Below are 12,388 nucleotides of genomic sequence, written 5' to 3' on the forward strand. Positions count from 1 at the left end.
CCCAGACGGGGCGGCAAGCTGTAGCCCAGGGGCATGCCGGGGGGCGCCTGCGGTCGCGGCCCGGCGCGCCATAATGGCCAGAACCATTGCGCTCCATGACACCTGTTCGCATCCTCCTGATTGCCCATGCGCCCCTGGCACACGCCTTGCGCGACGCGGCCCTGCATGTCTTCAATGACTGCGGCGGCGGCGTGCTGGCACTGGACGTAGAAGCGCAGGCCGAACCCGAAGACACTCTCCAGAACGCGCGCAATCTGCTGCGTGACGTGGAGGACGCACCCTTGCTGGTGCTGACCGACATCTTTGGTGCCACGCCCAGTAACGTGGCGCTGCGCTTGGCCGAAGGCCGCAATGCGCGGGTGCTCACGGGTGTCAACATGCCCATGCTGCTGCGGGCTTGGTGCTATCGCGCCGAGTCCTTGGAGAGTGTGGCCGCGCGGGCGCAAGCCGGCGGCACGCAAGGCATCTTGCTGGCAGGTGGAAGCGCACCCCAGAACCAGAGTCCCCGTTTGCACCATGATTCAGAGCACCGTCACGATCAGCAATAAGCTGGGCCTGCATGCCCGCGCTTCCGCCAAACTTACCAAGCTAGCCGGCAGCTTTCCCTGCGAGGTCTGGCTCTCGCGCGGCGAGCGCCGCATCAACGCCAAAAGCATCATGGGCGTGATGATGCTGGCCGCCGGCCTGGGCGCTGAAGTCACGCTGGAAACCGATGGTGCCCAGGAGCAAGAAGCCATGGATGCGCTGCTGGCCTTGATCAACGACAAGTTTGGCGAGGGGCAATAAGCCCGGCGCGCGGCAGCTCCCGCGCGACAATAAGAGCAATACAACGCGCACCCTCGTGTCCTGAGTCGGGATTGGTTCGACGAACTTCTATTTCAGGACACTATCGGTGCGCCACCACAAAGGATTGCCGGCATGACATTTGCCATCCATGGCTTGGCTGTTTCCCGGGGTATTGCGATCGGCCGTGCCGTAGTCGTCGCGTCCAGTCGCATGGAGGTGCGGCACTACTTCATCCAGCCCGAGCAGGTTGCCAGCGAAATTGACCGTGCCCGCACAGCGCGTGACGCGGTCGTGGTGGAGCTCACCCGGCTGCTGGAGAGCATGCCCGCCGACGCGCCGGGCGAAGTCGCGGCCCTGCTGGAAGTGCACCTGATGCTGCTGCAGGACGAGGTGATGGAAAACGGCGTCAAGCAGTGGATCACCGAGCGCCTGTACAACGCCGAATGGGCGCTGACCACGCAGCTGGAAGTGATCTCGCGCCACTTCGATGAGATGGAGGACGACTACCTGCGCGAGCGCAAGTCCGATATGGAACAGGTGGTCGAGCGCATCTTGCGCCATATGCGTGGCGTGGCCAGCCCCGTGTCTGCCGATGCCTGCGTGGCGAAAACGCGGCGCGAGTCCGATGCGCAGGAGGTACTGTCCGACGACATGGTGGACGCGCCCCTGGTGCTGGTCGCGCAAGACCTGTCCCCGGCCGACATGCTGCAGTTCAAACGCAGCGTGTTCGAAGGCTTTGTGACCGCCGTGGGCGGCAAGACCAGCCACACCGCCATCGTGGCGCGCAGCATGGACATTCCCGCCGTGGTGGGCGCGCGTGCGGCCAGCCAATTGGTGCGCCAGGACGACTGGGTGGTGATTGATGGCGATGCGGGCATCGTCATCGTCGACCCCTCGCCCATCTTGCTGGAGGAATACCAGTTCCGCCGCCGCCAGATGCGCCTGGAGCGCGAGCGCCTGACCCGTTTGCGCCACACTCCCGCGCATACGCTGGACGGACAGAAGATCGAGCTGCTGGCCAATATCGAGCAGCCCGAAGATGCGCCCACGGCCCTCAAGGCCGGCGCCATGGGCGTGGGCCTGTTCCGCAGCGAATTCCTGTTCATGGGGCGCAGCGGCAAGCTGCCGGGCGAAGAAGAGCAATACCAGGCCTACCGCGCCGCGCTGGAAGGCATGCAGGGCATGCCGCTGACGATACGCACCATCGACGTGGGGGCCGACAAGCCGCTGGAGGGCAAGATCAATCCTTCGCTCAACCCGGCGCTGGGCCTGCGGGCCATACGCTGGAGCCTGGCCGAACCGGTGATGTTCCGCACCCAGTTGCGTGCCATCTTGCGTGCGGCGGCGCATGGCAAGGTGAACCTGCTGTTCCCCATGGTGGCCCATCTCAGCGAAGTGGAGCAGACCCTGGCCCAGGTGCGCCTGGCCCAGTCCGAGCTGGATGCGCGTGGCATGGTCCATGGCCCGGTGGCACTGGGTGCCATGATCGAGGTGCCGGCTGCCGCGCTGATGGTGCGCAGCTTTTTGCGCTACTTCGACTTCGTCTCCATAGGCACCAACGACCTGATCCAGTACACCTTGGCCATCGACCGCGCCGACGAGGCCGTGGCCGATCTCTACGACCCCTGGCACCCCGCCGTGCTGCAGTTGGTGGCCCAGGTGATTCGCGAGGCGAATGCGGCCGGCAAGGGCGTTTGCGTCTGTGGTGAAATGGCTGGCGATGTGGCCTTTACCAAGCTGCTGCTGGGCCTGGGGCTGCGCAGCTTTTCCATGCACCCGGCGCAGATTCTGTCGGTCAAGCAGGAGGTGTTGCGCGCTGACACCCGCAAGTTGCAGGAGTGGGCCCAGGCCGTGCTGGCGGCAGATGATCCGGCGGCGGTGTTGAAAAGTATTCCCTGAGTGGCTTTGCGCCTCCTCCCTCATTCGCGCAAGCGTGGGAGGGAGCGGTCCTTGCGCGGTGCCCCGGCATGGGCAGGCGAAGTGGGGCTGCGGTGGTGGAAAACCATGCAAATTAAAAGTTATTGAGATTCATTCTCAGTTGGTGCTATAATTGAACCCATGGAAGCAGCACACCGGCCCCGCAGGGGTTTGAAGGTGGCAGCCGCTTCCCATCGGTTTCATCGTGGGGCGACTCAGGGCCTGTAAAGCCCGAAGGTCGTTTTTTGCCAGCCAGCGGACTGCCCGGTTAGCCACGCAATTTTTTCCACCCGAAACCTGGTGCCGTCTTTGTGTGAAATCGCGCCTTGCAGGCTCTATCGCCGCAAGGCGTTGTTGTTTGTGGCTGTGTGCTTATGAGCTGCAAAAACAGGAGCTTGTTGCGCAGATCAGACCCAGGCATGGAGTTGTTTGGTATCTGCCCTTGGCCTTGAGTAAGCGTTGATAGCTTCTGTTTCCGTAGCGCGGGCATAAAAAAGCCACCAGGCTGGCTGGTGGCTTTTTGCATGGCGCTGGCCGCCTGGGTGCGGTTTACACGCCGGCGGCGTGGGCCTGTTGGTCGGCGTGGTAGCTGCTGCGCACCATGGCGCCCACGGCGGCGTGACTGAAGCCCATTTTGTAGGCCTCTTCTTCAAACATCTTGAAGGTGTCAGGGTGCACATAGCGGCGCACCGGCAGATGGCTATTGGTGGGCGCCAGGTACTGGCCAATGGTCAGCATGTCGATGTCATGGGCGCGCATATCGCGCATCACCTGCAGGATTTCCTCGTCGGTCTCGCCCAGGCCCACCATCAGGCCGCTCTTGGTCGGCACATTCGGGTGCAGGGCCTTGAACTTCTTCAGCAGGTTCAGAGAGAACTGGTAGTCGGAACCGGGGCGCGCTTCCCTGTACAGGCGGGGCGCGGTTTCCAGGTTGTGGTTCATCACATCGGGCGGCGCGGCCTTGAGGATTTCCAGGGCGCGGTCGTCGCGGCCTCGGAAGTCGGGTACCAGGATTTCGATCTGCGTGGTGGGCGACAGGGCGCGGATGTTCTGAATGCACTCCACAAAGTGGCCGGAACCGCCATCGCGCAGATCGTCGCGGTCCACGCTGGTGATGACCACATAGTTCAGCTTGAGCGCGGCCACGGTGCGTGCCAGGTTCAGGGGCTCGTTCACGTCCAGCGGGTCGGGGCGGCCATGGCCCACGTCGCAGAAGGGGCAGCGGCGCGTGCACTTGTCGCCCATGATCATGAAGGTGGCCGTGCCCTTGCCAAAGCATTCGCCAATATTGGGGCAGCTGGCCTCTTCGCAGACGGTGTGCAGCTTGTTGCTGCGCAGAATGTCCTTGATCTCGTAGAAGCGTGTGCTGGGGCTGCCGGCCTTGACACGAATCCACTCGGGCTTCTTCAACACCTCGGCCTGCTCCACCTTCACGGGGATGCGGGCCAGCTTGGCGGCCGCTTTCTGCTTGGCCAGCGGGTTGTAGTTTTCGGCGGACTGCGCTTCGCGCACGACTTCATTGGTACTCATGATGTCTCATTTCAATTGATCCAGCGCGCTTGCTTCAGTCCGCGCGCCTTGAGGCCAGGGCACCGCGCAAGGGCCGCCCCACAGCGTCGGTGCCATCCTCCTCTGGCCAAGCCAGGGAGGGAGAAGGCGCGCAGCGGCTCAGGGGTGTCATACAAGTCGGGTCATTAGCTGGTGGCCCAGCACATGGGCGACTTCGTCCCAGCTGGTCTGGACGCCCATTGTAGAAAGGTCCACCGTGGGCAGCCCGGCATAGCCACAAGGGTTGATGCGGGTGTAGGGCTCCAGGTCCATGGCTGCATTCAGCGCCAGACCGTGGTAGCTGCTGTGGCGGCTGACCTTGATGCCCAGGGCGGCGATCTTGCCCAGGCCGCTGAAGTCGGGCTCGGGCGCTGCGCTGCCGGGCACGCGTTGCATGGGGCGCTGCTCCAGCCGGGCGTGGCTGCGCGGATCATCCAGGCGCACATAAATGCCGGGAGCGCCGGCCACACGGTGGCCGGTCACGCCAAAGTGGGCCAGGGTGCGGATGGCGGCTTCTTCCAGGCGGTAGACATATTCCTTGACGAAATAGCCCCGGCGCTGCAAATCCAGCAACGGATAGGCCACTACCTGGCCGGGGCCGTGGTAGGTGACCTGGCCGCCGCGGTTGGTGGCCACCACCGGAATGTCGCCTGTATGCAACAAATGATCGGTTTTGCCAGCCAACCCTTGTGTGAAGGTCGGGGGGTGCTCGCAAATCCAGAGCTGGTCTGGCGTATCTGCCGTGCGTGTGCGCGTGAACTCCTGCATGGCCTGCACGGTGGGGCCATAGGCCACCCGCCCGATGAGCCGGGCATCCAGGGGCAGGGCGCAGGGACTCACAGCACGACCTTGACCATGGGATGGGCGGTGAGGGCGCGGTACAGATTGTCCAGCTGCTCGCGGCTGGTGGCGGTGATGGTGATGGTCACGCCCAGGTATTTGCCGGAGCTGCTGGGGCGCAGTTCCACGGAGGATGCGTCGAAAGCAGGATCGAATTCCTCTGCCACCTTGGTGATGGCGTGCACGAAATCATCGGTCTTGATGCCCATCACCTTGATGGGAAATTGAGACGGATATTCGATCAGCGAGTCCTTGCGAGGATCCGGCGAGGCTGGCGTGGTGGTGTCGTTCATATATGTCAATCGAAGGTACAGACGCCCAAGCGCCAGGGCTTTGCTGGCGATGGACGGGATTGTGCGGTATCGTTGCGCCCGTTTGAGGCGGGGTAGGACGAGTCCTAGCCAAGCATGCGTAAATTCCCGAGTCCAAGAGGGTTCACCCTGACGTGGCGAACGGGTTTCTACTTATAATCAGAGGCTTTGTGAAAGTTCGGGTCTGCTGAGGTCGCTATCTACAAATGAACAAAAAAGCACCCTGGCAGGATGAACTTGAGGCGCAAGACGAGGATTTCAAGCCTTTGACGCCCGAAGAGGCGCAAGCATGGCGCCGGCGCAATCCGCCGGTGTCGGTCTGGCGCATCGTGGCAGGCCAGGTCGCCGTGGGGGCGCTGGTGGCTTTGCTGGCGTGGGGCATCAGCGGACAGGCCCGTGTGGGTTGGTCTGCTGCTTACGGTGCGTTGTGCGTGGCGATACCCGCAGTCATTTTTGCCCGCGGTGTTACGCGAGGCGGCATGGCAGTTGGCGCTGGTGCCGCGATGACGCGCCTCTTTGGTTGGGAATTGGTCAAGCTGGTGCTGTGCATTGCCATGATGGCGGCCGCACCGCATGTGGTACGAGACCTGAGCTGGCTGGCGTTGTTGGCCGGCGTGGTCGCAGTGATGAAAACGTACTGGATTGCACTGTTGGTGCGCTCTGGTGTCCGAAAAACCGTTTGAAGATTGAGAAGAGAGTTGACGATGGCCGCTGATGCGCACGCCCCAACTGCAAGTGAATACATCGTTCACCACTTGCAACACCTGCAAAACATCAAGCAGAAGTCCGTCATTGATTTCTCGGTAGTCAACTACGACTCCGTTGCAGTGTCCGTCGTCCTGGGCTTTTTGAGCCTGTTCGTGCTGTGGCTGGCTGCACGCAAGGCGCACTCCGGCGTGCCGGGCCGCTTCCAGGCTGCTGTCGAAATGCTGGTCGAAATGGTGGACAACCAGGCCAAGGCCAACATCCACAACGCCGAATCGCGCAAGTTCATCGCTCCGCTGGCACTCACGGTGTTCGTGTGGATCTTCATGATGAACGCCATGGACTTGCTGCCCGTGGACCTGCTGCCCGTGCTGTGGCAAGGCGCCACCGGCGACGGCCACGCCTATCTGCGCGTTGTGCCTACCGCCGACCTGTCGACCACGCTGGGTCTGTCCACCGCCGTGCTGGTGCTGTGCCTGATCTACTCGGTGAAGATCAAGGGCGCTGGTGGCTGGGCGCATGAGCTGGTGACCGCCCCGTTCGGCACCTCCAAGAATCCTATCTTTGCCGTGGTCCTGGGTGTGATTAACCTGGCCATGCAAATCATTGAATACGTTGCCAAGACCGTCTCGCATGGCATGCGACTGTTCGGCAATATGTACGCTGGTGAGTTGGTGTTCATGCTGATTGCCCTGATGGGTGGCGCAGCAGCCATGTCGCTCTCTGGTGTGTTGCTCCCTGTGGGGCACATCATTGCAGGCTCTATCTGGGCGATCTTTCACATTCTGATCATCACCCTGCAGGCCTTCATTTTCATGATGCTGACGCTGATTTACCTCGGCCAGGCGCATGAAGCCCACTGACCTTTCCCCTTCACTTTTCAACCTTTCCTCTAATCTCTAGGAGTCATCATGGAAAACATTCTCGGTCTCGTCGCTCTGGCTTGTGGTCTGATCGTTGGTCTGGGTGCTATCGGCGCTTCGATCGGTATCGCTCTGATGGGCGGCAAGTTCCTGGAATCCTCGGCTCGCCAGCCTGAGCTGATCAACGAACTGCAAACCAAGATGTTCATCTTGGCCGGTCTGATCGACGCCGCTTTCCTGATCGGTGTGGCTATCGCTCTGCTGTTCGCTTTCGCCAACCCCTTCGTCCTGGCCTAAGCTCCGATCAACGCCCTAGATAGAAAGGTGTTGCCGTGAGTATCAACGCGACCCTGTTCGTTCAGGCCATTGTTTTCCTGATCCTGGTGCTGTTCACGATGAAGTTCGTGTGGCCCCCGATCGCGAAGGCGTTGGATGAGCGAGCCCAGAAAATCGCCGATGGCCTCGCTGCTGCCGACAAGGCCAAGTCCGAGCTGACCGCTGTCAACCAGCGCGTTGAGCAAGAACTGAGCCAGACGCGCAACGAATCAGCTTCGCGGCTTGCGGACGCCGACCGTCGCGCCCAGGCCATCGTCGAAGAGGCCAAGGCCCGTGCTACAGAAGAAGGCAGCAAGATTGTTGCCGCTGCCCGTGCAGAAGCCGCGCAGCAAGCTGTTGCAGCCCGCGAAGCCCTGCGTGAGCAAGTGGCTGCGCTGGCAGTGAAGGGCGCCGAGCAGATCCTCCGCAAGGAAGTGAACGCCGGTGTCCACACTGATCTGCTGAACCGCCTGAAGACAGAGCTGTAAGGAACGCAAAAATGGCAGAACTCGCCACCATTGCCCGCCCTTACGCTGAAGCATTGTTCAAAGCCTGCGCCGATCAAGGCGCAGATTTGGGCAGCACTGTCGCTTGGGTGGAGGAATTGGCGGCGATTGCCGCCAACCCGCAATTGCGCCAACTGGCCGACAACCCCAACGTGTCGCAGACGCAAGTCTTCGACCTGATCACGGGTGTGGCCAAGTCGGCATTGCCCGAGTCCGCACGCAATTTCTTGCGTGTGATTCTCGAAAACGGCCGTCTGGATGCGCTGCCCGAAGCGGCAGCCCAGTTCCGCAGCCTCGTGAACAGCAAGAGCGGCTCCTCGGATGCCGTGGTGTACAGCGCCTTCCCTATGACGGATGCCGCGCTGGCCGAGCTGGGCGCCACGCTGGAAAAGCGCTTTGGCCGTAAGCTGAATCTCTCCGTGAAGCTGGATGAGTCGCTGATCGGCGGCGTTCGCGTCGTGGTGGGCGACGAGGTGCTGGACACCTCCGTCAAAGCCCGTCTGGAACAAATGAAAGCGGCCCTCACCGCGTAATGCGCGCTTGAGGTCTCGGCTAATACACAAGAAAGAAGGAAAGAGTCATGCAACTCAATCCCGCAGAAATTTCTGAACTGATCAAGAGCCGCATCGAAGGGCTGGCTGCTAGCACGGACGTCCGCAACCAAGGTACCGTGGTCTCCGTGACCGACGGTATCGTGCGCGTGCACGGCCTGTCGGATGTGATGGCTGGCGAAATGCTGGAATTCCCCGCCGGTGCCGATGGTCAGCCTTCCTACGGTCTGGCCCTGAACCTGGAGCGCGACTCCGTGGGCGCCGTGATTCTGGGTGCTTATGAGCACATCTCCGAAGGCGCCACCGTGAAGTGCACGGGCCGCATTCTGGAAGTGCCCGTGGGCCCCGAACTGGTGGGCCGCGTGGTGAACGCCCTGGGTCAGCCTATCGACGGCAAGGGCCCGATCAACGCCAAGATGACCGACGTGATCGAAAAGGTCGCTCCTGGTGTGATCGCCCGTCAATCCGTGGACCAGCCGCTGCAAACCGGCATCAAGTCCATCGACTCGATGGTGCCCGTGGGCCGTGGCCAGCGCGAGCTGATCATTGGTGACCGTCAGACCGGCAAGACTGCCGTGGCCATTGACGCCATCATCAACCAAAAGGGTCAAGGCGTGACCTGCGTGTACGTGGCGATTGGTCAGAAGGCTTCTTCGATCAAGAACGTGGTGCGCGCGCTGGAACAAGCTGGCGCGATGGAATACACCATCGTCGTGGCTGCGACCGCCTCCGAATCCGCTGCCATGCAGTACGTGTCGGCCTACTCCGGCTGCACCATGGGCGAATACTTCCGCGACCGCGGCGAAGACGCCCTGATCGTGTATGACGACCTGTCCAAGCAGGCCGTGGCCTACCGTCAAGTCTCGCTGCTGCTGCGCCGTCCTCCCGGACGTGAAGCTTTCCCCGGCGACGTGTTCTATCTCCACAGCCGTCTGCTGGAGCGTGCCGCTCGCGTGAACGCCGACTACGTCGAAGCTTTCACCAAGGGTGAAGTGAAGGGCAAGACCGGTTCTTTGACCGCGCTGCCCATCATCGAAACCCAAGCCGGTGACGTGTCTGCCTTCGTGCCTACCAACGTGATCTCGATCACCGACGGCCAGATCTTCCTGGAAACCAGCCTGTTCAACGCCGGTATCCGTCCCGCTATCAACGCCGGTATCTCGGTGTCCCGCGTGGGTGGTGCTGCTCAGACCAAGCTGGTCAAGGGCCTGTCCGGCGGTATCCGTACCGACCTGGCGCAGTACCGTGAACTGGCTGCGTTCGCGCAGTTCGCTTCCGACCTGGACGAAGCCACCCGCAAGCAGCTGGACCGCGGTGCCCGCGTGACCGAGCTGCTGAAGCAAGCACAGTACTCGCCACTGTCGACCGCACTGATGGGCGTGTCGCTGTTCGCAGTGAACAAGGGTTTCATGGACGACATCGAAGTCAAGCAAGTGCTGGCTTTCGAATCCGGCCTGCACCAGTTCTTGAAGAGCAGCTACTCCGCCCTGTTGGACCGCCTGAACGAAAAGCGTGCTTTCGACAAGGAAGGCAAGGACGAGGCCGAATTGACCGCCGCTGTCGCTGCGTTCAAGAAGTCGTTCGCTTAAACCGGACGAGGAGCCATCATGGCAGCAGGTAAGGAAATACGCGGCAAGATCAAATCGGTGGAAAACACCAAGAAGATCACCAAAGCCATGGAAATGGTGGCTGCATCCAAAATGCGCAAGGCGCAGGACCGGATGCTGGCTGCCCGTCCATACAGCGAAAAAATCCGCAACATTGCAGCCAACCTTGGTCAAGCCAACCCTGAGTATGTGCATCCGTTCATGCAAGTGAACGATGCCAAGAAGGTCGGCGTCATCGTAGTGACGACCGACAAGGGTCTGTGCGGCGGCATGAACACCAACGTGTTGCGTGCCGTCACGACCAAGCTGCGTGAACTGCAAGATGCGGGTATTGCGACAGAAGCAGTGGCCATTGGCGGCAAGGGACTGGGTTTCCTGAACCGCATTGGTGCCAAGGTGGTTTCCCACGCTACAGGCCTGGGTGACACGCCGCATCTCGACAAGCTCATCGGGCCGGTCAAGGTGCTGCTGGACCAATATGCTGAAGGCAAGCTGAGCGCGGTGTACCTAGCGTACACCAAGTTCATCAACACCATGAAGCAAGAGTCGGTGGTGGAGCAACTGCTCCCCCTGTCGTCCGAAAAGATGCAAGCCGAGAAGACGGGTGCATCGTGGGAATACATCTACGAGCCTGACGCACAGAGCGTCATTGACGAGCTGCTGGTTCGCTATTTGGAATCCCTCGTGTACCAGTCGGTGGCGGAAAACATGGCGTCCGAGCAATCGGCGCGCATGGTGGCCATGAAGGCCGCAACCGACAACGCCGGCAACGTCATCAGCGAGTTGAAGCTGGTCTACAACAAGACGCGTCAAGCAGCGATCACGACCGAGTTGTCGGAAATCGTGGCCGGCGCCGCCGCTGTGTAAACGGCTTTAACAGACAAACAGATTGGAGCAAAAAATGGCTCAAGTACAAGGCAAGATTGTTCAATGTATTGGCGCCGTGGTGGACGTGGAGTTCGCCCCCGGTGAGGTGCCCAAGGTCTACGACGCGTTGAAGCTCGAAGGCTCGGCCCTGACGCTGGAAGTGCAGCAGCAGCTGGGCGACGGCGTGGTGCGTACCATTGCCCTGGGTTCGTCGGACGGCATCAAGCGCGGTCTGATGGTGACCAACACCGGCAACCCCATCACCGTGCCCGTGGGTCCTGCGACCCTGGGCCGCATCATGGACGTGCTGGGTAACCCCATCGACGAACGTGGTCCTGTGGACAACACGCTGACCGCCGCCATCCACCGTAAGGCTCCTGCCTACGACGAACTGTCGCCTTCGCAGGAACTGCTGGAAACCGGCATCAAGGTGATCGACCTGATCTCTCCTTTCGCCAAGGGCGGCAAGGTGGGTCTGTTCGGTGGCGCCGGTGTGGGCAAGACCGTGAACATGATGGAACTCATCAACAACATCGCTAAGGGCCACGGTGGTCTGTCGGTGTTTGCTGGTGTGGGCGAGCGTACCCGTGAGGGCAACGACTTCTATCACGAAATGTCGGACGCCGGCGTGGTGAACCAGCAGTCGCTGGGCGACTCCAAGGTCGCCATGGTTTACGGCCAGATGAACGAGCCCCCAGGAAACCGTCTGCGCGTGGCGCTGACGGGCCTGACCATGGCCGAAGCCTTCCGTGACGAAGGCAAGGACGTGCTGTTCTTCGTGGACAACATCTACCGCTACACCCTGGCCGGTACCGAAGTGTCCGCTCTGCTGGGCCGTATGCCTTCCGCCGTGGGCTACCAGCCTACCCTGGCCGAAGAAATGGGCAAGCTGCAAGAGCGTATTACGTCTACCAAGGTTGGCTCGATCACTTCCATCCAGGCCGTGTACGTGCCAGCGGATGACTTGACCGACCCTTCGCCTGCCACCACCTTCGCCCACTTGGATTCGACCGTGGTGCTGTCGCGTGACATTGCTTCGCTGGGTATCTACCCCGCGGTGGATCCTCTGGACTCCACCAGCCGCCAGCTGGACCCCCAAGTCGTGGGTGAAGAGCACTACTCCGTGGCCCGCCAAGTGCAGGGCACGCTGCAGCGCTACAAGGAACTGCGTGACATCATCGCGATTCTGGGCATGGACGAGCTGGCTCCTGAAGACAAGCTGGTCGTGTCCCGTGCTCGCAAGATGCAGCGTTTCCTGTCGCAGCCTTTCCACGTGGCCGAAGTGTTTACTGGCGCCCCCGGCAAGTACGTGCCCCTGGCTGAAACCATCCGTGGTTTCAAGATGATCTGCGCTGGTGAAGCCGATCACCTGCCCGAGCAGGCCTTCTACATGGTGGGTACCATCGACGAAGCCTTCGAGAAGGCCAAGAAGATGGCAGCCTGAATATCGGCGCCCCGCTAGCGGTGTCTGTCGCTTCCCTCTGCACAGAGGGAGCGATTCCACCGCGCTGCGGGGCCGGCCTTGCTCGGCGTTGCTGAGCGAGGCCATGCTGATTTCAGGTTCCTGTCTTA

The 12,388-nt window shown here is 61.5% G+C and carries 14 protein-coding genes; 11 read left to right on the forward strand and 3 right to left on the reverse strand.

What is annotated here, in order from left to right; translation table 11 throughout:
- Positions 1 to 95: 95 nt before the first annotated feature.
- The 3 genes from ACA027_RS01690 to ptsP all read left to right on the forward strand — a co-directional run bounded on the left by ACA027_RS01690 (position 96) and on the right by ptsP (position 2,685).
- Positions 96 to 548, forward strand: coding sequence for a PTS sugar transporter subunit IIA (locus tag ACA027_RS01690; RefSeq protein ID WP_370680689.1), 453 nt, complete (start codon positions 96 to 98; stop codon positions 546 to 548).
- Positions 517 to 786 carry an HPr family phosphocarrier protein gene (locus tag ACA027_RS01695; RefSeq protein WP_370680690.1) on the forward strand — a complete coding sequence of 90 codons (270 nt, stop codon included), beginning with the start codon at positions 517 to 519 and terminating at the stop codon, positions 784 to 786. The genes ACA027_RS01690 and ACA027_RS01695 overlap by 32 nt, the downstream gene beginning before the upstream one ends.
- 132 nt (positions 787 to 918) lie before the next feature.
- Positions 919 to 2,685: a phosphoenolpyruvate--protein phosphotransferase gene (ptsP, locus tag ACA027_RS01700; RefSeq protein WP_370680691.1), complete on the forward strand. Its 1,767-nt coding sequence runs from the start codon at positions 919 to 921 to the stop codon at positions 2,683 to 2,685.
- A 567-nt stretch (positions 2,686 to 3,252) separates the two neighbouring features.
- Here the strand turns inward: ptsP and lipA are convergent.
- The 3 genes from lipA to ACA027_RS01715 all read right to left on the reverse strand — a co-directional run bounded on the left by lipA (position 3,253) and on the right by ACA027_RS01715 (position 5,384).
- Positions 3,253 to 4,233: a lipoyl synthase gene (lipA, locus tag ACA027_RS01705; RefSeq protein WP_370680692.1), complete on the reverse strand. Its 981-nt coding sequence runs from the start codon at positions 4,231 to 4,233 to the stop codon at positions 3,253 to 3,255.
- Positions 4,234 to 4,380: 147 nt separating this feature from the next.
- Positions 4,381 to 5,019 (reverse strand): lipoyl(octanoyl) transferase LipB, encoded by a 639-nt coding sequence (gene lipB / locus ACA027_RS01710; protein ID WP_370682486.1) that lies wholly within the window; start codon positions 5,017 to 5,019, stop codon positions 4,381 to 4,383.
- Positions 5,020 to 5,087: 68 nt separating this feature from the next.
- Positions 5,088 to 5,384, reverse strand: coding sequence for a YbeD family protein (locus ACA027_RS01715; protein WP_370680693.1), 297 nt, complete (start codon positions 5,382 to 5,384; stop codon positions 5,088 to 5,090).
- Positions 5,385 to 5,608: 224 nt separating this feature from the next.
- Here ACA027_RS01715 and ACA027_RS01720 point away from each other — a divergent pair, with 224 nt between their 5' ends.
- From ACA027_RS01720 to atpD, 8 genes are read left to right on the forward strand one after another with little or no spacing between them, the layout of a single operon-like run.
- On the forward strand, positions 5,609 to 6,085 hold the full coding sequence (locus ACA027_RS01720) for an ATP synthase subunit I (RefSeq protein ID WP_370680694.1): 477 nt from the start codon (positions 5,609 to 5,611) through the stop codon (positions 6,083 to 6,085).
- A 21-nt stretch (positions 6,086 to 6,106) separates the two neighbouring features.
- Positions 6,107 to 6,970 (forward strand): F0F1 ATP synthase subunit A, encoded by an 864-nt coding sequence (gene atpB, locus ACA027_RS01725; protein ID WP_370680695.1) that lies wholly within the window; start codon positions 6,107 to 6,109, stop codon positions 6,968 to 6,970.
- Positions 6,971 to 7,018: 48 nt separating this feature from the next.
- Positions 7,019 to 7,267 carry a F0F1 ATP synthase subunit C gene (atpE, locus tag ACA027_RS01730; protein WP_011803767.1) on the forward strand — a complete coding sequence of 83 codons (249 nt, stop codon included), beginning with the start codon at positions 7,019 to 7,021 and terminating at the stop codon, positions 7,265 to 7,267.
- Positions 7,268 to 7,302: 35 nt separating this feature from the next.
- Positions 7,303 to 7,773 carry a F0F1 ATP synthase subunit B gene (locus ACA027_RS01735; protein WP_370680696.1) on the forward strand — a complete coding sequence of 157 codons (471 nt, stop codon included), beginning with the start codon at positions 7,303 to 7,305 and terminating at the stop codon, positions 7,771 to 7,773.
- Positions 7,774 to 7,784: 11 nt separating this feature from the next.
- Positions 7,785 to 8,324, forward strand: coding sequence for a F0F1 ATP synthase subunit delta (locus ACA027_RS01740; RefSeq protein ID WP_370680697.1), 540 nt, complete (start codon positions 7,785 to 7,787; stop codon positions 8,322 to 8,324).
- A gap of 47 nt (positions 8,325 to 8,371) precedes the next feature.
- Complete coding sequence (gene atpA / locus ACA027_RS01745) at positions 8,372 to 9,931, forward strand: F0F1 ATP synthase subunit alpha (protein WP_370680698.1); 1,560 nt, start codon at positions 8,372 to 8,374, stop codon at positions 9,929 to 9,931.
- A gap of 18 nt (positions 9,932 to 9,949) precedes the next feature.
- Positions 9,950 to 10,816, forward strand: a complete 867-nt coding sequence (gene atpG, locus ACA027_RS01750; protein ID WP_370680699.1) for a F0F1 ATP synthase subunit gamma — start codon at positions 9,950 to 9,952, stop codon at positions 10,814 to 10,816.
- Between the two features lie 34 nt (positions 10,817 to 10,850).
- The gene (gene atpD / locus ACA027_RS01755) at positions 10,851 to 12,260 is read left to right on the forward strand and encodes a F0F1 ATP synthase subunit beta (RefSeq protein ID WP_370680700.1); all 1,410 of its coding nucleotides are present in this window, start codon (positions 10,851 to 10,853) and stop codon (positions 12,258 to 12,260) included.
- Positions 12,261 to 12,388 lie beyond the last annotated feature (128 nt).

Source organism: Comamonas sp. GB3 AK4-5, from assembly GCF_041320665.1.
Lineage (GTDB): Bacteria > Pseudomonadota > Gammaproteobacteria > Burkholderiales > Burkholderiaceae_C > Comamonas.